Source organism: Arthrobacter sp. LAPM80, from assembly GCF_046736435.1.
Taxonomy (GTDB): Bacteria; Actinomycetota; Actinomycetes; order Actinomycetales; family Micrococcaceae; genus Specibacter.
In genome coordinates this window covers 23,633-46,059 of sequence record NZ_JBCHVD010000017.1, presented here as the reverse complement: position 1 = coordinate 46,059, position 22,427 = coordinate 23,633, and the positions used below count along the sequence as shown (strand labels likewise).

Below are 22,427 nucleotides of genomic sequence, written 5' to 3'. Positions count from 1 at the left end.
GTCAGTGAAATTCTTTTTGGGGGTGTTGCTAGTGGTTTTCATCGAGCAATCTCAGATGGGGTGTATTCGTTTCGGTGATGTGGGATTCGATGGCGGCGACGCTGGCAGGCACGTCTCCCGTTCGAAACACGTCAACAAGTCGCCGGTGGTCGTCGAGGAATTCCGCGAGGGCGCCGGTACGTCCTGTTTGGAGCGCGAAATGCATCCTTATGCGCGGATGGATGGAATCCCAAATGCCTCGCGCGGAGTCGATCGGACAGGCGTCGACAATGATCGCGTGGAACTGCATGTCGGCCTCATTGAAAGCTTCGATGTCTTCGTGGTGAATCGCTTGTTCCATTGCGACCAGTACGCGTTCAAAGGATTCAAACGTGTCCGCGTCGAACAGCGGCATGCCCTCCTTGAGTGCGTACTGCTCAATGTGAATGCGTATGGGGAGGAGCAGCTCAGATACCTCGGTACGGGAAATTGAGGCCACCTCGGAACCCTTGTACGGCGTAGAGACTATGAGTCCCTGCAGTTCCAGCACCAACATGGTTTCCCGCACCACCGCACGGCTGACACCGTACTCGTCCGCCAGGTCCTGCTCCGTAAGGCGGAAATGAGGAGGAAGGGCGCCGGAGAGAACCTTCCGGCGAAGCTCCGCGGCGAGCCGATCCTTCATAGAGATTCGTTCCAATTTGGCCACAATCCAACTCCCTAATCAATAGTCGATTGTCGACAGTCTACCACAAGTGATTTTTCTTACATTTCCAGGACAATTTTCCCTTCGTAAACTTTCGAGCCCCCGCGTTTCAGAGCCCTTCCTGATATGGGCAGTTGCCCATCGTTCAGCGGCCGGTTGTGTGCTCGTGGCCCAGTGCTGAAAATGGTTAATGCGGACTCGCACGGCTCAATGGGGCGGACCATCGGTACAGTGGTTGGCGCTAAGGGTGTGACCGTGGTCCCCAATGCCGAATGTCGTACCGCAAGTGCAGAATTACAGGGTGAATAAGTTTGATCCCGATTCAGTCGCATTCATGCTTGCGCTGGACGCCGCCATGGCCGATCACCCCGAGCCAGGGGCTGGGCCATGGCATCGGTTCTCAATGTGGGCAGAGCCAGACGTCATGGTGATGGTCGTAGGGGACAGGCTGTGGCCTACACACGCAGCTTTGGCTTGATGAGAATTGCCGACAGAGACGGCAATTCTGCACTTGAATGGCACCCGGCCCAGAAGATCGAATGAGTGAACCCCACAACTTAGCTTCACGGGGCATACGACAGGCAACGTACACAAACAAAGGGCCGGCCAATTGGCTGGCCCTTTCTTTGTGCCTGGTGGTGGTGAAGATCCGCGGGGGAGTCGGGGTTGAAGGAGGCGGGGTACTCGCAAGCTCCCACCCCGCTATTGGCCGACCGCTACGCGGCCGACTCTTTCTACGTCTGCGCGTTTTTTGGTTGCTGTCCTTATGTTGTTGGTGGGTGGTTCCGCGGCAATTGTAGTGTCGTTGCTACCCGGGGAGCGGGTATGGCTGTGGTTGCTGTGCCGGACGATCTGTTATGGCTTCGAAGGATTGGCCGCCCGCTCCCACCTGGATGACTCGACCGCTGAATGAGAGACGCGACATGGTGATCGCTGTATAAGGACCTGACGGCGTGGTTATCCGCAGGGTGCACCTATTGGCGAGACGATTGGAGGCGGCAATGCCGCAGATATGGGCCGGAATTGATGCCGGCAAAGCTCATCACCACTGTGTGGTCATTGATACTGAAGGGACCCGCCTGTTGTCCCGGAAAGTGGCCAACGACGAGGTGGAACTGCGGGGGGTGATTGCCGATGTTGTGAAACTCAGTGACGGTTCTTCCCTGACGTGGGCGACGGATCTAAACCATGGCGGATCGGCGCTGCTGATCGCGTTATTACTCAATCATGAGCAGGTACTGCTCTACATTCCTGGCAGAACGGTCCATCACGCCTCGAAGTTGTACCGCGGTGACGGAAAGACCGACGCGAAAGACGCGGCCGTGATTGCTGATCTGGCCAGGATGCGCCGTGATCTGCAGCCGTTGCGTACCGGGGATGAGACGAGTGTTGGGTTAAGAATTCTTACCGCGCGGCGGGCTGATAAGGCCGCTGACCGGGTCCGGGCTATCAGCCAGCTCAGGGCCCAGCTGTTGGAGTTCTTTCCCGCTCTTGAAAGATCTTTTGATTACAGCCGTTCCAAGGCTGCACTGCTCCTCTTGACGAGGTATTGCACCCCGGACGGGATACGTAAGGCAGGGCAGAGCAGGATTCGCACCTGGCTCAAGAAGCACGGCGCCAGATCTTCCGCTGCCATCGCCCAAGCGGCCATCGACGCCGCGAAGGCGCAGGTCACCACGGTGCCAGCGCAACGCATCGGGGAACGGATGGTCCAAGCCCTCGCTCAGGACGTGATGGACCTAGAAGTAGCGCTGAAGGAACTGGATGTACTCATTGGGCAAATGCTGGCCCAACACGCACACGCGAAAGTGCTGTTGAGTATGCCGGGGTTCGGACCCGTGCTCAGTGCCGAGTTCTTGGGGGCAACGGGCGGAGACCTGTCGATCTTTGAGAGCGCTGACCGCTTGGCGGGTGTTGCCGGGCTTGCACCGGCGCCCAGGGACTCAGGACGAATATCGGGCAATCATCACCGCCCACGACGCTACGACCGCCGGCTCCTACGAGTCTTCTACATGTCTTCAATGTCGAGTTTGAAGAGCTGCACAGCATCACGGACCTACTACGACCGCAAACGCCTCGAGGGAAAGACTCACATTCAAGCGATCTTGTCCCTCTCCCGGCGCCGCCTGAATGTCCTGTGGGCCATGCTCCGCGACGGAGCCGTCTATACCGGAGCCTGACCTCCACGGGACCAGCCGTTGGCGCCAAGCCAAAACTACTGGCGTGGGGGTTCATGGGAACAGTACCCCGTAACACGCACCATCACCGGACGGACCACCGAACGGGTGAAACGGGACGGTCGGCAGCCAGCGTTGGTAACGACGCAGATCAGGGGCGGGGTTGTCCGGTTGCGGACCGACTTGCGGGATATCTGGCTAAGGCCAAAATACGGCCGGGAATGCTGACTAACAGCACAACGCACAGGAAACACACAAAGCGTGTGCGGTGCCCACCGGAGGATCGGCTTCGGGGTGGCTCCGTGTTCCGAAAGATGTTCCCGCTAAGGACAGGCTCTGGGGGATGTCCATTGGCAAGGTGTTGCGATGACCGCTTGAACCTGATGTACGATTTATGCCGTTTTCTGCGCCGACCCCATTTTGTGCCGGCCAGCAGACCCGAAAGCTCGCGGGGCGGACAAGGAGTGCGTAAAGATGCTCTCAACTTGCCCGCCCCGTGTTACCGGTGTTGCTCTGGCCCTCTCAAGCTGTCCGAGGACCAGATGTTGCTGGTATTGCTGTGTCCGCCTCCTCCTGCTTGACGGTCCGGTACTGCTGCTACTGCTGCTGGTGTTGCTCTGGCCCTCTCAAGCTGTCCGACGACCAGGTGTTACTGGTGTTGCTGTGTCCGCCTCCTCCTGCTTGACGGTCCGGTACTGCTGGTACTGGTACTGCTACTGCTGCTACTGCTGGTGCTGCTACTGCTAGTACTGCTGGTACTGCTACTGCTGGTGTTGCTCTGGCCGTCTCAAGCTGTCGACGGCTAGGAATTACTGGTACTGCTGGTGTTGCTCTGGTCCTCTCAAGCTGTCGACGACCAGATTTTACTGCAACGGTGCTTCCCCCTCTAGAAAAGCAACTACAACCACTGTGGGCGGGGGAACTTCCGTTCTCTATTTTCTTACGAGAAAAAATATAGCCACTCTCTGAAATCTCGTCAAGTCAACATGGGGCGGTCTGATTTCAGTTGCCTTTATCGTTGGCACGGTACCTACCTGGTGGCTCGCAATCGCTGGGCGGCACGTCATCGAAGCCCTCTGCCTTGCCGGTTGGTCCCGGCCCCGCCCTCGTTCCTGGGCTGCTAGCGGCTCCGGCCCTTATGCAGGGGTTTTCACCGCACCGGTTCTCCCGCGCGACTTGCATGCCCTGGATGTCTTCCCGGAGGCCTTGACCACGACCGCGCTGGGCAAGATTCCTTGGCCTTGATCGGCACTTAACCGCTTTCTGTAACAGCCTCCCCATTGGCCACCCCGTCGAGACAGGCAGACAGCCCTTCACCTCGCACGGCCAGATCGTATTTGAGGCCAGCCTCATCACGCAGCGCTTCGCATCAGCCTGTTTTCTTCGGCCGCGTTCTACTAACAGCTCTGGTCTCCCGGACGGCTTCAACCACCACCAGGGTTGCCCGCCTCGTTTCCACCCATCCCGCAGAGCGTTCCCCAGTGGAACTAGTTGTATCCAGGGTTTCCGCCGTTACCTTCGTTGCCTCCTAAACGTCGTTTGTCGTACCAATTGGCTCCGGCGTAGCGCCTCATGCTGGAGCCCCGGAGTGGAGATTTCCTGCTACCGCAGGTAAGTAATCTGCACAGATCGTGGCTTGACAACATCATTGAGATTCCTTCGGATTCTACGTGTCCGCTCCACGCCGTCTAGCCCCTCCTTCGTCGGGGCCTACGGGTAGGAAATTGTGTTCCGGCGCTTCGCTTATTTCCTCCACACAATTCCCCGCCCTTGCCCTGGCGGGTAGACAGGGCTCCGTCGGCCACGGCTACGCAAGCTTCGCCAGCAACCAAAAAACAACGGGGAAAGAGAAAAGGCAGCTGGCAAGATTACGCGGCTCACTCACCCCACATGAGGACAAGGAAAAACGACGGGTTGACACAGCAATTTCTGGATACGGCAAACAGGGTTCTCGCACGGTGACGCCCCCAGCCCGTCACCTAAATTGTCCCGGCGCCAGCATAACAACGCCGAGTATTGTCCACTACTGACCGCCAAATCCGCGGACACCTTGACTACGCGCGGTCTGGAAACGCTGCCTCAAAACTCAAGCCTGCTATCGCGTGGAGTCTGAGGTGGCTGAACAAATGGCACGCCGGGTGCTGGCGGTCGACAAACGCCACCTGTTCGAGGCGGAGATGACGGAAACCCGTCGGACCCGCGGGCTGGCACATCATGAGGCGTTGGCGATGGAAGGGCTCGGCTCCTAAGACGATTGAGCGATCTGGGGCTTGTTGATCTGCTGGCTGGGGGCCGTCAGGAGTCGAGGATTTCCTCGAATGCTTCCTTCACCTTGGATACGAGCAAAGGGTTGGGCGTGTCTGCGGCGTAGATGAGGCTGACGGTCGAGGTGGCATTGGTGTCCTTTATATCCAGGTAGACCAGTCCGGGGATGGTGAAGGCGCGCATTGATTCGGGTACGACGGCTATGCCCAGGTGGGCGGCCACGAGGCCGAGGATGGTGGGGAACTGGACGGCTTCCTGTGTGATGGTGAAGTCCACTCCTACGGCGTGGAGCAGGGCCGAAATGTGGTCGAAGAGGGATGAGATGCGGCTGCGCGGGAAGGCGATGAACGCTTCGCCCTTGAGTTCCTTCAAGGCGACATTGGACCGGCCGGCCAGGCGGTGGTCGGAAGACACGGCGACCACAAGGGACTCGTGCCGGAGCACTGTGGCTCCGATACCTGGCACGGTCCGGACTTCTCGTGCAATGCCCGCGTCCAGCATGCCGGTTGCAATGAGTTCCAGCTGCACATCCGTGGTCTCCTCGCGCAGCTGCAGCTCGATCCCCGGCCACTGGGCGTGCAGGTGCCGGACCAGCCCCGGCACCATGGAGATGGCTGCCGAGGAAACAAAGCCCAGCCTTAACCGTCCCAGTTCGCCATTTTTGGCGTGCGCGAGGGCGGCTTCCATGACCGCGTACTGGGCCAGGACCCTGCGGGCGTGCTCCAGCAACACTTCGCCTTCGGCAGTCAGTTCAACGTTGCGTGAATTGCGAATGAACAGGGCCGTCTTGCATTCTTCCTCCAGCTTGCGGATCTGCTGGCTCAACGGCGGCTGTGCCATGTGCAGGCGTTGGGCCGCGCGATTGAAATGCAGCTCTTCGGCAACAGCCACGAACAGTTCAAGGCGTCTCAGGTTCATGCAATCAAGACTAAACGCATATTGAATCACGTCAAATAAATATTTCACCTCACCACGTGACACGTCTAACGTTGTTGGTGAGAGAAGTCACAGTGTTGAACGCAGCAAAGGAATAAAAAATGCCCGTCATGACTAAGCCCGCCAGCAGCTTCATCAATGGATCCTGGGTGGAGGGGTCCGGAGAGTTCGTCTCCCGCTATAACCCGGCAGCGCCGGAGGAAGCCGTGACCAGCTACCACCAGGCCGGTTCCGCAGAGCTGCAGAAAGCTGTTCAGGCCGCGGCTGCCGCAAGCGCCGCCTGGGACGGACTGGGCATCTTGGCCCGTGGCAGGGTATTGGCCGCCGCCGCAGCCGCCATCCGAGAGCGGTCCGAGGAAATTGCCGCCGTCATGACCGCCGAACACGGTAAGACGATTGCTGAATCCCGCATGGAGGTCGATGCGTCCGCGGACACTTTTGACTACCATGCAGCCTCTGCCCGTAATCCTGTGGGCACTGAATTCCCGTCCAGCCACCCGGAGGAACGGATCCTGACAGTGCGGCGTCCGCTGGGCGTGGTCGGAGTGATCACCCCGTGGAACTTCCCGCTGCAAATTCCGGCCTGGAAGATCGCACCGGCCATCCTGCACGGAAACACCGTGGTGTGGAAATCGGCCAGCAACACCCCCGGGGTTTCTGTCCTGCTGATGGAGGCATTGGCGGCAGCGGGCCTCCCCGCCGGGGTTGTCAACTTGATCCTGGGTCCCGGCCCGCTGGGCTCCGAGCTGGTCTCCAACCCGATGGTCGGGGGAGTGACCTTCACCGGATCCGTGCCTGTGGGCCACCACATCCGCGGGATTGTCTGCGGGCGCGGTGCGAAACTGCAGCTCGAACTCGGCGGACACAACGCCACACTCGTCCTGCCGGACGCGGATGCCGAGCTGGCTGCCACCAGCGTGGTGAACGCGGCCATGGGGTCCACAGGCCAGAAGTGCACGGCCACACGCCGTGTCATCCTGGTCGGCGGCGGACACGAGGACTTCCTGGCGAAGGTTCAGGAGAAGGTCTCGAAACTGGTTCTGGGACCGGGCACCGATGCCACTGTGCAGATCGGCCCCGTCGTCTCGCCCGGAGCCCGCGACGAAATCAATGCTGCGATCGAACAGGCCCTGACGGAAGGCGGTGAGATCCTGGCTCAGGCGGCCCTGCCGGCGGGGGAAGGCAGCTATGTTGCCCCCACCGTGCTGACCGGACCGCGCTCCATGACCATCTGTCAGGAGGAGGTCTTCGGCCCCGTGACCACCGTGTTGCGCGCCGACACCCTTGAGGAAGCCATCGAGCTGGCCAACAGCACGGCCTTCGGCCTCACCGCCGCCGTCTTCAGCAGCGACGAACGTTCCATTCGCCGCTGTGTTTCCCAACTGCAGGCAGGCCTAGTCAAGGTCAATGCCCCGACCACAGGCTCGGAGCTCCATGCACCGTTCGGGGGCATGAAGGACTCCACGTTTGCCGGTCCCCGCGAACAGAACAGTGCCGCCGCCGCCACGTTCTTCACTCACGAAAAGACCGCCTACCTGCGCCTAGCACCCAAGAAGGCATGACCATGAACCTCATCAGCGAAAAAACCCGGTGTGATCTGCGCGCCCCCGACGCCGTGCTCTGCGGCTCGGACATGAACGGCGCCTGGGGCACCCGCCACAGCTTTGCCCGGACCATGCTCCGCCGCGCGGCGTCCCACCAATGGCAGGTAGCCAAGACCCGCCTAGACCTTGATGACCTGGGCCGGGGGACCGCGGTCTTCACCATTGACGCCGAAGGGCATGAGCTGAAGTTCATCGCCTTCTGCCAGGCGCTTGAAGAAAGCGAACGCACCGACAGGGTCATCGCCCACGCCTGGGACGTCACTGCGGCACTTATCGAGGGTGAACTGACCCCGGAACGGGAAGAGGAGCTTCGGCGCAACGTCACCGTCCAGGAACTCGGCCGCACCGACCCGGAAACCATCATCATGACCCGGGCCAACCGCAGCGCACGCTTCTTTGACTATGTCAGCGACGCCCTGGCCGCAGGGACGCAGCCCGACGTCGCAACCATCGGCCCGAGCCCCTACCTGATCCGCAGTACCGCGTTTTACGGCAACGGGAAGTTTGGGCTCAAGGAACTTTCCATGTTCCCGGCAGGCCACCCCTTATCCGTGCCCTACCGTTCGCAGATGCTTGCCGCCTGGTTGATGCGCGAGCTCAGCATGGACCTGGTGGAGCATGTTGCCAGGGCCAAGGCCCAGGCTGCCGGGACAGTGGCGGTCCCGCTGGATACCGCATGGGGCAGATATTTTGGGCTGGGCAACGCCACCGGGCTGGGCATGGTGCCGTTCTTTGTCAACCACCCTGGCTACCTGGACGCCTGGTGCAAGCTCCGCGAACTGCCCCTGGCTGCAGGGCTTGCCGCCTTTCACGCACCGGAGCACCCCGATCTCGAGCGAATTGCAGGCCTGCTGGAACGGGCGGACAGGCACTTGGCCGAAAAGTCGGCGCTGAAAACGGTGCCGTTCCTTTCCACGGAAGCGATCCGGCCTCAGCTCGCCCAGCTGCGGCGCGAGCTCCAGGACTTCCGCAACTCCGCCAGGAAGGCAGAACCGGTGCTGGCGCGCCTGCACGAACTGGCCGCCGGCATGAGCCCGGAAACCCGCGGTCTCTTCGCTTCGATCGTCATTGAATTGCAAAGCGACTTCGATGCCGAGGCCGAGGACCTGCTCACCGTGCCAGCCACAGGCCCGTTCAATCCCGCCATGAGCTGCGGCGAATTAGGCGAACTGCTGAAACAAAACTACGGCTGGACGAGCAGCTACGACTTTGCCGCCCCTGAATGCTCGCGCTACTACTGGTACACGTCAGCGGACAGTGAAGAGCCACGCCGGGAACAGCGGGCCAAGATGCCCGAGGGCACGGTGGAGCACTCCACCGACGTGGCACGGCGGACCAACGCGCTGGCCGCTGACCTGGCAACGTTTGGCGCCGAGGCAAGTGTGGCCGAATTCCTCTTGGTCCACCCAAACCACCGCTTCGCTGCCGGGCGCGTCCAGGAGACCAGCCACTACCATTACGGCGACCTGCAGGACAACCTTCTGGATGCCCAATTCCTGCCGTTGAGCACACAGCGTTTCCAGCTCGCCACGTATGGGATGAACAACTTCAGCCCGCAGTCCACCGACTGGGTGCGCGTCACCCTGTTCAGCGGGGCCCCACGGGTTGCGGAGGTCATGACCGGACACGACGACGACGACTGGCTGTTTCCGCTGGCCCCCGAAGGAGAAAGCAAATGAACGTACACCAGCAGGCAACCGTCGTAGATGGGCTGCAGATCAGCAACTGGAGCCGTCCGGTCCTTGAAGAACTGCGCACCGGCGGCGTGAGCGCAGTCAACGCCACCTGCGCCGTCTGGGAAAACGCGGCCGAAACCATCCGTTCCATCGCCCAATGGCTCGAACTGGCCAACCGCAACCAAGACCTCTTCTTTCTGGCCGGAAGCGGCTCCGACATTGAAAAGGCAAAGCAGGAAAACAAGATTGCCGTTTTTCTTGGCTTCCAAAACACCAGCCCTTTCGAGGATGACTACCGTTACGTGGAACTTTTCCACCGCCTGGGCGTTCGCATAGCCCAACTGACTTACAATAACCAGAATCTGCTCGGTGGGGGCTGCTTTGAAACCGAGGACTCCGGGCTCACACGCTACGGCCGTGTGGTGGTGTCGGAAATGAACCGCGTGGGCATGCTGATCGATCTCTCCCACGTCGGCTACAGGACCTGCCGCGACGCGATCGAGGCCTCCAGCGTCCCCGTCGCCATCACCCACTCGAACCCGCTGTGGTTTTTCGACACCCCCCGCAACAAACCTCACGACGTGATCCAACCCCTCGTGGACGGGGGCGGTGTGATCGGCTGCTGTCTCTACCCGACAGTCAGCGGCGGCGAACACGTGACCATCGATGGTTTTGCCGCCATGGTCTCACGCATGGTGGACCAATACGGGCCCTCCCATGTGGGACTGGGCAGCGACTGCACCCGCGGATGGGACCACGAGTTCGTCGGCTGGCTCCGCAACGGACGATGGCAGCCCACGGCACCGGAAGACTCACCCACGTGGCCGGCATGGCCCAACTGGTTCACCGGGCCCGAGGATTTCCCCCGCCTCACCGAGGGGCTTGTGGGCGCCGGACTCACCGATGACACCATCGCAGCGGTCCTGGGCGGCAACTTCAGCCGCCTCTTCACGGAGGTCATGGACACCAGCAAGGAGAAAGCGCATGTCTGAGAACACCACGGCCATCGCCGGTTTCACGGAGCGTGAGCGGGACACCGCCCTCGCGTCCGTCCAGCCCCGGGAGATCACCGAATCAGCCTTCCGCGCACTGTGTGCGGCAGGCGCAGAACCCGCCGAGGCCCGGGAGGGGTCGCTGGCCGTACTCCGAGCCGAAGTCGACGCCCGGAACGGGCTGGCCCTTTTGGAACTGCTGCTCGACGCTGCCTGGGCCCAGCCGGTGAGCACCGCCGCCACCAGGTCCACCGAGTGGGCCGGTGTTACGGTCCATGAGCTGGACTGCCCGGATCAGCCGACGTTGCGCTCGGCGCTGGAGCTGATCGACCTTGCCGTCAGTGGCAGCCCGGGAGAGACCCGGGTCAGCCGGACCACCGCGACGGGGATACCGCGTGAACTGTGGAACGATCTGCTGATGCGGCGCAGCGCCAGCCTGGAGCGCACCATCATCGTCGCCGTGACAACTGCCGCCGGAACCCAATACCTGAGCATCGACGACGGCGCCGTCGCCTCGGCCTCCGCACCCCCCAGCACCGCCATGGCCGCGTCCCTGCTCCCACACTCCGAAGGTGACAACACCGTCGTCGTGGTCCTCCCCGGGACCGCCGCGCTGGAGACACTGGATGCCAATATTTCCCAAAAACCCCTGAAAGTACGTGAAAACGAATGGCTTCGCATGTACCAACTCTCCCGGAACTACCTCATGGCGGACCAGTGAGCGAGATTAAGCGCACCCAATTCTCCGACGGCAAGCCCCGGCCCTACTCGGCGACGGCGACCGTCAACGACATCATCTTTGTCTGCGGCCAGGTTCCCACCCGTGCCGACGGCACCACCGCCGTCGACATCGCCGACCAGCTGAACCAGGCCTTCGACAACCTCGAAAGTGCCCTGCTGGCAGCACATTCAGACCTCTCTAGCCTTCTCAAGCTTACCGTTTACCTCGCCGATCTGGACGAGTTTGACGACTATAACGCCGCCTACCTGACCAGGCTCAGCGGCCATCCATTGCCTCCGCGGACCACGGTGCAGGTTGCCGGTTTCCGCGGAGAAAAGCGCATCGAAATTGATGCCGTCGCAGCCGCAACAGCCTAGCCGACCCACGGTCGCGGATCTGTTGGGCAACCACCGTCGCTTTCCCTTAGCTCAGATCGGAACCATCATGATCTCCCACTCACCAGCCCCAACACCAGTTCCCACACCCGCCGGGCTGACCATTGATTCAGCCCCCTTGAATTCGTTCCACAAGCGCCTGACCCTGTTTAGTTCAGGAGGGCCGTTCCTAGACGGTTACATCCTGGCCATCATCGGCATCGCCCTGGTCCAAATCATTCCCCAGTGGCACATGAACGAATGGTGGAATGGACTGATCGGTGCCTCCGCGCTGATCGGTGTGTTCGTCGGCGGTCTGGTCTTTGGCAACATCACGGATAAAATCGGGCGCAAGCTCATGTACACGATCGACCTGGTCGCGATCATCGTGTTCTCGGTCGCGCAGTTCTGGGTCAACGAGCCATGGCAGCTTTTCACCCTGCGCCTTCTCATCGGCATTGCCGTGGGTGCCGACTACCCGATCGCCACCGCGCTGGTGGCCGAGTTTGTTCCGTCGAACTGGCGGGCACGGCTGCTTGGCGGCTTGAACGCCATGTGGTTTGTGGGTGCCACGGTGGCCGCGTTCGTCGGCTACTGGCTGTTGTCGATCCCTGACGGCTGGCGTTGGATGCTGCTCTCCTCCGTGGTTCCGGCCGTCCTAATCCTGATCGCCCGGGCAACCATACCCGAATCCCCGCACTGGCTGGTTGGCAAGGGCCGCCACGACGAGGCCCTGGCCATCTTGAAAAAGACCATTGGCGAGGGTGCCACGTTGGAAGGGATCACGGCTCACGATCCCAATGCCGTGAAGCTCAGCAGCAGGAAGGCCTTTAAGCTGGTGCTGACCGGCGGCTACCTCAACAGAGTCATTTTCATCTCCATCTTCTGGACGTGCACCATCGTGACGCTGTTCTCCATTTACGCCTTCGGGCCCCAGATCCTGGCCTTGTTCCACCTTGAATCCGGAAACGCCGCCAACATCGGCTACGGGCTGATCAACTTGTTCTTCCTAGTCGGCAACGTGGTGGCACTGCTGGTCGTGGACAAGCTGGGACGTCGTCCCGTCCTGATCTGGGGATTCATCCTCTCCGGAGTCGGTCTGCTATTCCTGGCCATCTTCCCCACGGCGCCGTTGGGCCTGATTGCCCTGGCATTCGCCTTCTACGCCATTTTCAACGGCGGCCCGTCCATCCTGGAATGGATATACCCCAACGAGCTCTTCCCCACCAGGGTCAGGGCCACCGCCGTCGGACTGTGCACCGGCACCAGCCGCATCGGCGCAGCCATCGGCACCTTCGCCACACCGCTTGCCCTGACCCACCTGGGCCTCTCGGGCACCATGTGGATCGCCGCCGGCATCGCGCTGGTCGGGGCCGGAGCCAGCTACTTCATGGCACCGGAAACCAAGGGCAAAAACCTCGAAGACGCCGCTTCATTGGAGTACGCCTAAAAAACTCTGACTTGATGCAAGTTTGATGCAAGCCACCCGATCATCCACAGAGAAGGAAACACCATGACGTCACCGAACGTCACCGTCCATGCCGAGGGCACAGACGCCCCAATGCAAAAGGGAACCACCACCGGGACTTCTTCTGCCACCAGTACGGCGCCAGTCCCGCGCTCCGCCGGTCACATCATCGTCGACTCACTGGTTGCCCACGGCGTACAACGGGTTCACGTGGTCCCGGGGGAAAGCTACTTGGAAGTGTTGGACGGCCTGCACGCATCGCAGATTGAGACGATCGTCTGCCGGCACGAGGGCGGTGCCAGTTACATGGCGGAGGCCGATGGGAAGATGAACCAGCTTCCGGGCATTGCCATGGTGACCCGGGGCCCCGGGGCGGCAAACGCCCATGTCGGACTGCACACGGCCTGGCAGGATTCAACACCAATGGTCCTCTTCGTGGGTTTGATCCCTTTTGGGCACCGGGACCGGGAGGCGTTCCAGGAATTCGACATCAAGGCCTGGTTCGACACAGGAGCCAAGCGTGTCATGGTCCTGGACCATGCCGAACGAGCTTCGGAAATCGTCGCAGAGGCCATGTTCGCGGCCATGAACGGCCGTCCCGGACCCGTCGTCGTTGGCCTGCCCGAGGACGTCATCCGGGAACACGTCAACCCCACTCTGCACCCGCCCATCCCGGTCGCGGCAGGTGGCATGACCGGGGAGGACTCCAACGCCCTGGCGAAGGCGCTGGCGGCCTCGTCCCGGCCGTTGTTCGTCACCGGGGGCAACGACTGGACCCAGGAAGGGGCGGATAAGTTGACGCGGTGGCTGGAGCGCCACCACATCCCGGCGGCGGCGGAGTGGCGAACGGAAGGCACCGTTCCCTTCGATTCCCCGTCCTATGTGGGGCCAATCGGATACGGCCGGCCCCGGCCCACCCATGACCTGCTGGAAGAGACTGACTTGCTGGTCTTTGTCGGCACCGTGCCAGGAGACGTCATCACGGACGGCTTCCTTAACCGCCAGGGCTGGAATGAGCTGAACTTCATCGTCACCATGGATCCGTCCCTGCGTGGACGCTCCGGGGGAGTGTCGCGCCAGATTGTTGCCAAACCGGATGCCTTTGTCCGGGACCTGGAGCGGATTGAACTGCCCGTCAAGGACGAATGGATCGCCTGGACGGCCAAGATGCGGGCGCAACAGGAACAATTCGCAGCACTGCCCGAAGCCAAGCCCGGAGCCGGTGCTGCCCGGATGGACACCCTGATGGCTAATCTGGTGCCAACGCTTCCGTTGGATGCCATGGTCACCTTCGGCGCCGGCGAACACACCAACTGGGCCCACCGCTACTTTCCCACCCACGGCTACGCCTCCATGCTCAGCGCCCGCAACGGTTCCATGGGCTACTCCGTCCCGGCCGCCGTCGCCGCATCCCTGGCCCACCCGGGCCGGCGGGTGGTAACGATCGCCGGAGACGGCGAGTTCCTCATGAACGGCCAGGAATTGGCCACCGCCGCCCAATACGGGGCCACTCCCTTGGTGATCGTCATGGATAACCAGGAATACGGCACCATCCGCACCCACCAAGAACGACACTATCCACACCGAATCTCCGGCACCCAGCTGAAAAACCCCGACTTTGCCCTGATGGCCCAGGCCTTTGGCGGGTACGGAGTCAAGGTCACCCACGAGCGGGACATTCCCGCAGCCCTCAGTGCGGCACTGCAGGCCATCGACGAGGAGAAGGTATTCGCGCTCATCCATCTCGTCGTGGAGCAACGCGTGAAAGCCTACTGAGACCAACAATGTGTCCGCCCCGGGGCACTGCGAACAGCCCTGCCCGCCTCTCTGCCTATCCCCATGAATGGAAGAACCGCATGCCTGTTTCACTCAAGGACGAAGACCGATTGTTGTCCACCGTTCCAGCTGGCTTGCTGATTGATGGCAGCTGGAGACCAGCCGCTTCGGGGAAGACTTTCGACGTCGAAGATCCCGCCACGGGGAAGTCGCTGATGGCTGTTGCTGACGCAGGCCCCGAGGACGGGCTGGCAGCCCTGGACGCGGCCGCCGCCGCACAGGGGTCCTGGGCACTGGTCCCGCCGCGGGAGCGCGGGGAGATCCTGCGCCGGGCATTCGAACTCGTCACCGAGCGCGCGGAGAACTTCGCCCTCCTGATGACCCTGGAAATGGGCAAGCCCTTGGCCGAGGCCAGGGTGGAGGTCAAATATGCGGCGGAGTTCCTGCGCTGGTTCTCCGAGGAAGCCGTGAGGACGTTCGGGCGCTATTCCATCGCACCCGAAGGCGCGTCCAGGCTGCTCGTGACGAAGAAACCCGTGGGCCCGTGCCTGCTCATCACGCCTTGGAACTTCCCACTGGCCATGGCCACCCGCAAGATCGCCCCGGCCGTGGCCGCCGGCTGCACCATGGTCCTGAAACCGGCAAACCTCACCCCGCTCACTTCACAGCTGTTCGCAGCTCTCATGCAGGAAGCCGGGCTTCCGGCCGGAGTTCTGAACGTCATACCCACCTCCACCGCCGGGGCCACCACCGGGCCGCTCGTCACGGACCCCCGCCTGCGCAAGATTTCCTTCACCGGCTCCACTGATGTCGGGCGCCGGCTGATGGCCAACGCCGCCGAGACGGTGCTGCGCACCTCCATGGAGCTTGGTGGCAACGCCCCCTTCGTGGTGTTCGAAGACGCTGACATTGACGCCGCCGTCGACGGTGCCATGGCGGCGAAGATGCGCAACATGGGAGAAGCCTGCACCGCAGCCAACCGCTTCATCGTCCACGAAACCGTCGCCAACGAATTCACGGAAAAATTTGCTGCACGCCTGTCCGAACTGACCCCGGCCCGCGGCACCGAAGCACATTCAACACTGGGGCCACTGATCGACGCCAAGAGCCGGGACAAGATTCACCAGCTCGTCACGGCCGCACTCGACGCAGGTGCGATCGCAGTGACCGGCGGTGCCGCCGTCGAGGGCCCCGGCTACTTCTACCAGCCCACCATCCTCACGGGGGTTACGGCAGGCGCCCGGATCCTTTCCGAGGAAATCTTCGGCCCGGTGGCCCCGATCATCACCTTTGCCACCGAGGACGACGCCATCCATCTGGCCAACAACACCGAATACGGACTCGCCGCCTATGTCTACACCAACGACTTCAACCGAGGCCTGCGCATGGGCGAACGCCTCGAGACCGGCATGCTCGGACTGAACACCGGCGCCATCTCCAACGCCGCAGCCCCCTTCGGCGGCGTCAAACAATCCGGACTGGGCCGAGAAGGAGGACTGGAAGGAATCCACGAATACCTCTACACCCAATACATCGCCATACCCGACCCCACGAAGGTCAACTAGCCAGCCGTGTGTAGGCGACGGTGCCTGGGCGGTGCGCCACCAAGGAAAGAAAACGGACACCCGACAGTCCACGGGTCAAGAACGGCCATGGCATCTCGCCTCCGCGCGGGGAGATGCCAACAGGCATCCACCGCCCCACCAGCTCTCTGCCAGGGTCGGTGACGATGCCGTCGTACAGCGAACGCAACTTGTTGCCGCCCGCTCTGAAGTCGTCGAGGAATTCGAGCAGGTGGAGGGAGTCGCGGCCGAGCCGACCCAGCATCTTGTCCAGACCGGGGTCGACTGGCCGTGGTCCCGGAGATCCTAAGGTGGGGATAAATTCGTTCGCAGCCGACGGCTCCCAAGTCTCTGATCTGCAATGCGGTGTCCTAGTCAGCGACGCTGACCCGGGCGAAGCCAAACCGGGTCCTTCGGTTCCCGGCCACCATCCCATCCAAGGCTGATACCCAGTGATGATGAGAATCTCCGGGTAAGACACATTGGTGAGACAGGCTGGAGGTCCGCACGCCCCTACTCGGGGCCCAAAGTGGCGACGCCCGGTCGTCCGGTCAAAGGTTCCTTTGGTGGGATTGGCTGCTGATCCTGGTTTAGATGTCGTGGTCGTCGGGCCCGTAGATGAAGGCTTTGGCGTAGTCGACTGCTTTTTTGAAGGCTTGGTTGCGGAGGATGACGTGCTGAGTTGTTGGGGATTCCAGATAATCGGTGCTGCCGGGGCGGAGCAGCCAGATATCTCCTGCTGGTGGCAGATAGAAGGTAGCAAAGGAGCGGTTGTTTTCATCGTCGGTCCAGACGGGGACCACGGCTAGTGCTGCGCCGGTGTCGGCGTTGATCCATTGCGCCCGCGGGAGGGGTTGTGCGTGTATTTCAGGATCAAGGAAGGGTGCTGTGCCTTTGCCCCAACGTTGTTCAAAGCGTTCGTTAAAGGCTGGCAATAAGGGGGAATCGTAGCGGCGCCAAGCACTCATTTAACTGCACCTCCTGGGCGGTGGTTCCCACTGCAACGGACCGACGCGTAGCGGGGGTTGAGCGTGGGTGGATGTGAAGCGGGGCTCTCGCACGGTGTTGACGCGTGCTGGTTCCGGCGAGGATCGCTGTTGTTGTTGGTCGTAGCAGGCGCGTTGGGCTGGGTCGGAGAGAATGGCATAAGCGTCCATGATCTGCTGCAACTTTCTCCGATCCGCTAAAGCATCGATTGGTACGGCCGTTCTGGACGGGAGAGTGTCAGGGTGGTATCGACGGAGCAGAGCCCTGTAAGCCCGGCCAACGTCAGCGGCTGTAGCTTCCGGGACAATATGGAGTGTCGCGTAGAGATTCGGTGCTTCTTCCATGACGCTTCGCTCTTCACTCTCTCGGCCCCTTCCTCTTGCTCGCGGTAGTAGTTGAGTGTGAGGATCCCCAGCCGCGTGGCCGGGGATCCTCACACGGGGAGGAGTGTAGCGGCGATGTTTGTGGGTGCGCACGGTCCGCTGTGGCGTACTGGCTTAGCGTCCCTCTATCACCGTGGTCACTGCCTCTGCACTGATGTACCGCTCCGGGAAAGGAAACAATAGATTCTTGATTGCTCTTGATTGGTTAGGCGTTGATGGCGTCGCGCTCCTTTTCGGTGGTGGCGATGGAGATTTTGCGTGGTTTGGCTTTCTCCGCAACCGGGATGCGCAGGGTCAGCACGCCACTGTCATAGCTGGCTTGGATGTTCTCCGTGTCCAGATTCTCACCCAGAACCAGCTGGCGGCTGAACACCCCGCGTGGCCGTTCGGATGCCAGCATTTCCAGCTTCCCGTCCAAGGCTGGCCGTTCGGCCCGCACGGTGACCACGTTGCGTTCTACATCCAGGTTGATCGAGTCCGGGCTCACACCGGGTAGGTCAAACTCAACTTCGAAGGTTTCCCCGTCCCGCCAAGCATCCATGGGCATCGCTGCGGGCCGGTTGGCGGTACCCAGCACCTGCTGGGCGAGCCGGTCAAGTTCCCGGAACGGATCTGTACGCATCAACATGGTTAGTCACTCCTTGTCAGTGTCACATCATTCTTCGTTTATAACCCCCCGCGATGATCTGTGTAAGCGGGTATAGATTTTTTATAGCATGACTGTCAAACTGATGCAAGAGAAGTTCTCATGAACCACCCAGTACCCATAAGAAAGGACCACGCGCATTGACGGAACACCAACGAGACCCTAAGAGAGGGACTCGTGCAGTGCCCGAGCAGCCACGAGCCCGCGGCGTGTACGGTATCTCCGTCGCGGCCGAGATCGTGGGGATGGGTCAGCAAAACTTGAGACTCTATGAGCGCAAGGGGCTCTTAGAACCGCACCGCACTGATGGCGGCACCCGCAGATACAGCGAAAATGATCTTGCACGACTGCGCCGGATTGCCGAACTGCTCGCGTTAGGACTCAACCTCTCCGGGATCCGCCTAGTCATAACGCTGGAAACCGAAAACGCGACCCTCAAAGACGAACTTCGGCACCACCGTGCCGGGCCAGGAACGTAAAACGCACCTCGCCCGGCAGAGACACGGTTAACAGCGCTTTCTCATAGCACTCAAGCCATCTGAAGTTCTCGTTGGCGTCACTATGGGAGCGGGGACGGTCTTTCCCTCGCTCCCTCGTTGGGATGGCTGCGCATCCGCCGCGTGAGCCCTGCAAGCGTCAGGATCTTTGGTGGAATCCCATCGTTCAGGAGACTGGTTATGAGTGAAGTGATCGAACCTCTGGACCCTGCGGACGCGGCGGCCATTGCCGAAGGGGTGATCGCCCCCCAGGACGCCCGGTTCGTGGACGAATTCGGCACAGACACCGACCTGGACAGTGAACGGTTAGTGCTCCTGGACGACCGTGACAGCACGGAAGTGGGCTCGGTGGGAGATTCCGAGAACGATCTGGATCTCCATGGCGACGGACGCTTCGGATCATTAAATTCCCACGACACCCCCATCCGGGTCAGCCCTGAGGTATCCGTTGCGGCGTTCGCTGGACCAACTAAAAAGAACGCAGCCGTTCAGTAGCTATGGAGCCCCCGGTGGGTGTGTGCGCCGGCTCGTGAGGAACGCCCAGTTGCTGGTCCTCGGGCCAGTTCACGCCTACCTGCCATAGCAGGAAACAGGGCACAGGCAGGCTCTTGCGCGCTACAAGCCCTGCATGTAGCGCTGCTTCGCGCCGCGTCAACAGCAACCCGGGCGGCTTATTCCGGGGAGGGAAAGATTGTTCCATCGGGACTCATCCAAGATCCTCGTCTATACCCCCTATTGACGCTGCGTCGCTGAAAGCTATGCTGAAGGCATCCTGGCGATAAGGACCGGCAGGACTAGCAAAGGGAGGTGCAACATCATGGGATTAGGCGACAAGATCAAGCACACCGCCGAAAAAATCGGAGGTAAAGGCAAGGAAGCTACCGGTAAAGCGACCGGCAACGACCAGTTGAAAGCCGAAGGTAAAACGCAGCAGGTCAAGGCCGATTTGAAGCAGGCCGCGGAGAAAGCCAAGGACGCTTTCAAGAAACATTGACACGAAACTGGCCTCCAGATCCGGCACGGCGGGCACTGTTGCCCGGGTAGGCATGCGATTAAACGCGGCCCCCGGGCAACCTCGCCCCGCCGTCCGGCCTCTGTATCGACGCTAACACGGAACAAATGTGTGTTGACGATCCGTGAACAAGTGAAATATCAGATCTACTTTCCCGGAACGATAGCTTTCACACTGGATCCCAGAGCAGGAACTCGGTGTCGGTGACCGTCCGATGGAACAGCCGTCCAGCAAAGGTTGTCGGAACGGAAATGTGGTTGCCTTGGTAAAAGATTCTTCCCTGTTCCCGCATCCCTTCGATGACCATCTGATTCGGTGCAAGCCCCGCGGTGGGCGGCGCACCCAGGATGTCTACGTCAAGGATTTCTCCGGTCTTGGATACCGTGATGTTCACCTTTCCGAGCTCGGCCCGACGCATATTGCTGACCCGGCGGTATTCCCATGCTTTTGCCTCAAGGGCGGCCAGCGGTAGCGGTTCGATGGCTGGCGTGCGTTCCAGCATGTCCCAAGCCATTTGGGAGGTGGATTGATTCAGGGATTGGTGCGGCCGGCGCCGGTTGTAGTGTTCACGGTAGTGCTTGAGCCGGATCTGCAACTCGGCAAGGTTGTGGTGTTTATTCGCTTCGAGGAAGCGTTGCAGCATCTGATGAGAGTGCTTATTTTTGCCTTGTGTAGTGCGTTTTCCCGGCAGTCCGCTGATCGGCATGGTGCCCTTGGAACCTAAGAAGATCTCCACCGATCCGATGGATCCTTGCCGCAGCTGGTTGAACGCCAAGGAGTTATCGCTCAGGACCTCAAGGGGCGCCCCGTGGGCTTCGATTGCCCGCGCGAGCACGTCCTGGGCATCCCGCTGTTTTCTTCCTGCTGGTAGATGGTGGCCACCGCGGGGACTTTCCCGCCGGGGATTATTTTCATCCTTCCGCGTTTCACCAAGGCCATCCAGGCGCCACTGGTAGCGATCGTCGTCGTCATTGCGATCGTCATCATCGCCCACCTCGTCGTTCCGAACGTCACCGACGAGGGCCTTCTCACCGCGAAACTCGTCGACGAAATCACTGACACGCCCTCGCACAAGGGCCGCGAGTCCTGGGCCTTGGGCTTATCGAACATCTTCGCCGGGTTCTTCGGCGGAATGGCCGGCTGCGCGATGAGTGGGCAGACCGTCCTTAACGTCAAGACCGGCCAGGCACGCACCCGCATTTCCACATTCGTGGCCGGGGTGTTCCTTTTGGTCCTGGTGACCGGGCTCAGCTCGATCATGGGACAAATTCCCATGGTCGCCCTCGCCGCGGTCATGATGGTCGTCGCAGTCACCACCGTCGACTGGCACAGCGTGAAACCCTCCACCCTGAAGCGGATGCCCATCCCTGAAACCATCGTCATGAGTGTCACCGTCGCCGTGGTGGTCGTCACCGGCAACCTCGCCTACGGAGTCATCGTCGGCGTCGTCCAGTACGAGGTGCTCGGGCCGCTGTTCCTCGGGAGCAGCAATGACCTCGTTGACCAGTTCTCCTACGCCGATGACCCTGCCTCCGTGACCATCGACCTCCGTCGTGCCCAGATCTGGGACGCCCCGAGTGTTGCAGCACTGGACTCCATCGAGACGAAATACCGTCACCATGGCGCCACAGTGACGATTACTGGTCTCGACGAACGCAGCACCAGATTCCACCGTTGCCTCACCAGCCAGTTCGGCACCTGACAAGGCGCGACGTCGTCCGTACGAGCCCAGGATCGGCATCAGCCCGCGGATCACGGATGCGGAAGTGATGACGCTCGCCTTTTTACAAGCCCTGCTCGGGTTCACCTCCGAGGTCAGGTGGCTGCGCTACGCGAAGGAATACTACCAGGGCATGTTCCCTTATTTGCCGGGCCAGTCGGGTTACAACCGGCGCCTGCGCCGGCTCGGGCAATGCATGAACTGGCTCGTCGCCGCCCTCGGAGAATGAACCGACGCGTGCTGCGCCTCGCATCCACGCTATTTATGGGGTTGCGCCTGCATCTGGTCTGCACGTTGCGCGGCCTCCCGGTCGGGTACGCACTGACCGGTGCGAAAGCCGATGAACGCCTAGTCTTCCTGGACGTCCTCGCCGGCACCCCAGCCATGAACCGGCTTCAGGCTGACGGCCACCGCCAGGTCATGATTGGAGACAAGAACTACTTCGGCGCGGACTTTGAGGAGACCGTGGACCAGTCCGGGGTCGAGCTGCTGCGCTCTGCGCGTAAGGGCGAGAAATCCCGTCCCGAGGCCCGGTTCTTCAAGCCTTTGCGGCAAATTATCGAGTTCATCAATGACACCCTGAAGGGCCAGCTTGACTTGGAACAGCACGGCGGCAGAACCCCGGCAGGTGTCATCGCCCGCGTCATCCAGCGAATGCTTGGGATGACCGCCTACCACCACTAACCCCTTGGAATTGCGCATCTAGGTATCCGGATGTCTTATGTCCTTTCCACTAACCGAGCAGGTCCCCTGAACCCGGGAAATTCTCCGGCGATGTTCAACCTCAAGGCGCCGATTGAGATGCCCCCTCGGCCCCAGACGAAGGTGCGTGTGGAGACTCCTCAGGCAAATCCTGTATCCAAGCTGGAAACACTGCACGAGGTTGCGCAGCCCGGACTATCAACGCCGCGAAGAAGTACTTCGTCTCGAGTGCCTTGGACAGGGT

Annotated in this window: 23 protein-coding genes; 16 read left to right on the top strand and 7 right to left on the bottom strand. The window is 61.2% G+C overall.

The annotated features are described in order from the left end of the window. Positions 1 to 28: 28 nt before the first annotated feature. On the bottom strand, positions 29 to 688 hold the full coding sequence (locus tag AAGW05_RS15075; RefSeq protein WP_411805372.1) for a GntR family transcriptional regulator: 660 nt from the start codon (positions 686 to 688) through the stop codon (positions 29 to 31). A gap of 998 nt (positions 689 to 1,686) precedes the next feature. Here AAGW05_RS15075 and AAGW05_RS15070 point away from each other — a divergent pair. Together AAGW05_RS15070 and AAGW05_RS15065 are read left to right on the top strand one after the other, a co-directional pair. After that, on the top strand, positions 1,687 to 2,865 hold the full coding sequence (locus AAGW05_RS15070; protein ID WP_411805371.1) for an IS110 family transposase: 1,179 nt from the start codon (positions 1,687 to 1,689) through the stop codon (positions 2,863 to 2,865). A gap of 2,111 nt (positions 2,866 to 4,976) precedes the next feature. Beyond that, the gene (locus AAGW05_RS15065; protein WP_411805370.1) at positions 4,977 to 5,111 is read left to right on the top strand and encodes a hypothetical protein; all 135 of its coding nucleotides are present in this window, start codon (positions 4,977 to 4,979) and stop codon (positions 5,109 to 5,111) included. 46 nt (positions 5,112 to 5,157) lie between these two features. Here AAGW05_RS15065 and AAGW05_RS15060 read toward each other — a convergent pair whose 3' ends face one another. Next, complete coding sequence (locus AAGW05_RS15060; protein ID WP_411805369.1) at positions 5,158 to 6,045, bottom strand: LysR family transcriptional regulator; 888 nt, start codon at positions 6,043 to 6,045, stop codon at positions 5,158 to 5,160. Between the two features lie 128 nt (positions 6,046 to 6,173). Between AAGW05_RS15060 and AAGW05_RS15055 the strand changes: the two genes are divergently transcribed. The 8 genes from AAGW05_RS15055 (at position 6,174) to AAGW05_RS15020 (ending at position 16,239) form a co-directional block, all read left to right on the top strand. Beyond that, positions 6,174 to 7,625 (top strand): aldehyde dehydrogenase family protein, encoded by a 1,452-nt coding sequence (locus tag AAGW05_RS15055; RefSeq protein ID WP_411805368.1) that lies wholly within the window; start codon positions 6,174 to 6,176, stop codon positions 7,623 to 7,625. Next, entirely contained in the window at positions 7,622 to 9,346 is a 1,725-nt protein-coding gene (locus tag AAGW05_RS15050; RefSeq protein ID WP_411805367.1) for a hypothetical protein, read from the top strand. The genes AAGW05_RS15055 and AAGW05_RS15050 overlap by 4 nt, the downstream gene beginning before the upstream one ends. Then, positions 9,343 to 10,335: a dipeptidase gene (locus AAGW05_RS15045; protein WP_411805366.1), complete on the top strand. Its 993-nt coding sequence runs from the start codon at positions 9,343 to 9,345 to the stop codon at positions 10,333 to 10,335. The genes AAGW05_RS15050 and AAGW05_RS15045 overlap by 4 nt, the downstream gene beginning before the upstream one ends. Then, on the top strand, positions 10,328 to 11,056 hold the full coding sequence (locus AAGW05_RS15040) for a hypothetical protein (RefSeq protein ID WP_411805365.1): 729 nt from the start codon (positions 10,328 to 10,330) through the stop codon (positions 11,054 to 11,056). The genes AAGW05_RS15045 and AAGW05_RS15040 overlap by 8 nt, the downstream gene beginning before the upstream one ends. Further along, positions 11,053 to 11,433 (top strand): RidA family protein, encoded by a 381-nt coding sequence (locus tag AAGW05_RS15035; protein ID WP_411805364.1) that lies wholly within the window; start codon positions 11,053 to 11,055, stop codon positions 11,431 to 11,433. Before AAGW05_RS15040 ends, AAGW05_RS15035 begins: the two co-directional genes overlap by 4 nt. 67 nt (positions 11,434 to 11,500) lie before the next feature. Then, on the top strand, positions 11,501 to 12,880 hold the full coding sequence (locus tag AAGW05_RS15030) for an MFS transporter (RefSeq protein ID WP_411805363.1): 1,380 nt from the start codon (positions 11,501 to 11,503) through the stop codon (positions 12,878 to 12,880). A gap of 111 nt (positions 12,881 to 12,991) precedes the next feature. Continuing rightward, positions 12,992 to 14,674, top strand: a complete 1,683-nt coding sequence (locus AAGW05_RS15025) for a thiamine pyrophosphate-dependent enzyme (RefSeq protein WP_411805400.1) — start codon at positions 12,992 to 12,994, stop codon at positions 14,672 to 14,674. A gap of 80 nt (positions 14,675 to 14,754) precedes the next feature. Further along, positions 14,755 to 16,239, top strand: coding sequence for an NAD-dependent succinate-semialdehyde dehydrogenase (locus AAGW05_RS15020; RefSeq protein ID WP_411805362.1), 1,485 nt, complete (start codon positions 14,755 to 14,757; stop codon positions 16,237 to 16,239). On the opposite strand, the gene AAGW05_RS15015 is transcribed toward AAGW05_RS15020, so the two are convergent. The 4 genes from AAGW05_RS15015 to AAGW05_RS15000 form a co-directional block, all read right to left on the bottom strand. Then, entirely contained in the window at positions 16,232 to 16,501 is a 270-nt protein-coding gene (locus tag AAGW05_RS15015; RefSeq protein WP_411805361.1) for a hypothetical protein, read from the bottom strand. The two genes, AAGW05_RS15020 and AAGW05_RS15015, sit on opposite strands and share 8 nt — an antisense overlap. 325 nt (positions 16,502 to 16,826) lie before the next feature. Continuing rightward, on the bottom strand, positions 16,827 to 17,204 hold the full coding sequence (locus AAGW05_RS15010) for a hypothetical protein (RefSeq protein ID WP_411805360.1): 378 nt from the start codon (positions 17,202 to 17,204) through the stop codon (positions 16,827 to 16,829). Continuing rightward, on the bottom strand, positions 17,205 to 17,567 hold the full coding sequence (locus tag AAGW05_RS15005) for a J domain-containing protein (RefSeq protein ID WP_411805359.1): 363 nt from the start codon (positions 17,565 to 17,567) through the stop codon (positions 17,205 to 17,207). A gap of 244 nt (positions 17,568 to 17,811) precedes the next feature. Then, positions 17,812 to 18,234 carry an Hsp20/alpha crystallin family protein gene (locus AAGW05_RS15000; protein ID WP_411805358.1) on the bottom strand — a complete coding sequence of 141 codons (423 nt, stop codon included), beginning with the start codon at positions 18,232 to 18,234 and terminating at the stop codon, positions 17,812 to 17,814. A gap of 200 nt (positions 18,235 to 18,434) precedes the next feature. Here AAGW05_RS15000 and AAGW05_RS14995 point away from each other — a divergent pair, with 200 nt between their 5' ends. The 3 genes from AAGW05_RS14995 to AAGW05_RS14985 all read left to right on the top strand — a co-directional run bounded on the left by AAGW05_RS14995 (position 18,435) and on the right by AAGW05_RS14985 (position 19,743). Continuing rightward, positions 18,435 to 18,731: a MerR family transcriptional regulator gene (locus tag AAGW05_RS14995; RefSeq protein WP_411805357.1), complete on the top strand. Its 297-nt coding sequence runs from the start codon at positions 18,435 to 18,437 to the stop codon at positions 18,729 to 18,731. Between the two features lie 198 nt (positions 18,732 to 18,929). Further along, on the top strand, positions 18,930 to 19,244 hold the full coding sequence (locus AAGW05_RS14990; RefSeq protein WP_411805356.1) for a hypothetical protein: 315 nt from the start codon (positions 18,930 to 18,932) through the stop codon (positions 19,242 to 19,244). A gap of 322 nt (positions 19,245 to 19,566) precedes the next feature. Beyond that, the gene (locus AAGW05_RS14985; RefSeq protein ID WP_411805355.1) at positions 19,567 to 19,743 is read left to right on the top strand and encodes a CsbD family protein; all 177 of its coding nucleotides are present in this window, start codon (positions 19,567 to 19,569) and stop codon (positions 19,741 to 19,743) included. A gap of 187 nt (positions 19,744 to 19,930) precedes the next feature. On the opposite strand, the gene AAGW05_RS14980 is transcribed toward AAGW05_RS14985, so the two are convergent. Then, a complete protein-coding gene (locus tag AAGW05_RS14980) occupies positions 19,931 to 20,536 on the bottom strand; it encodes an integrase core domain-containing protein (protein ID WP_411805354.1) in 606 nt (201 codons plus the stop codon). Between the two features lie 96 nt (positions 20,537 to 20,632). Here AAGW05_RS14980 and AAGW05_RS14975 point away from each other — a divergent pair, with 96 nt between their 5' ends. From AAGW05_RS14975 to AAGW05_RS14965, 3 genes are all read left to right on the top strand, one after another. After that, on the top strand, positions 20,633 to 21,463 hold the full coding sequence (locus AAGW05_RS14975; protein ID WP_411805353.1) for a SulP family inorganic anion transporter: 831 nt from the start codon (positions 20,633 to 20,635) through the stop codon (positions 21,461 to 21,463). A 64-nt stretch (positions 21,464 to 21,527) separates the two neighbouring features. Continuing rightward, complete coding sequence (locus tag AAGW05_RS14970; RefSeq protein WP_411805352.1) at positions 21,528 to 21,710, top strand: hypothetical protein; 183 nt, start codon at positions 21,528 to 21,530, stop codon at positions 21,708 to 21,710. Then, positions 21,707 to 22,165, top strand: a complete 459-nt coding sequence (locus tag AAGW05_RS14965) for a transposase (protein WP_411805351.1) — start codon at positions 21,707 to 21,709, stop codon at positions 22,163 to 22,165. Before AAGW05_RS14970 ends, AAGW05_RS14965 begins: the two co-directional genes overlap by 4 nt. Positions 22,166 to 22,427 lie beyond the last annotated feature (262 nt).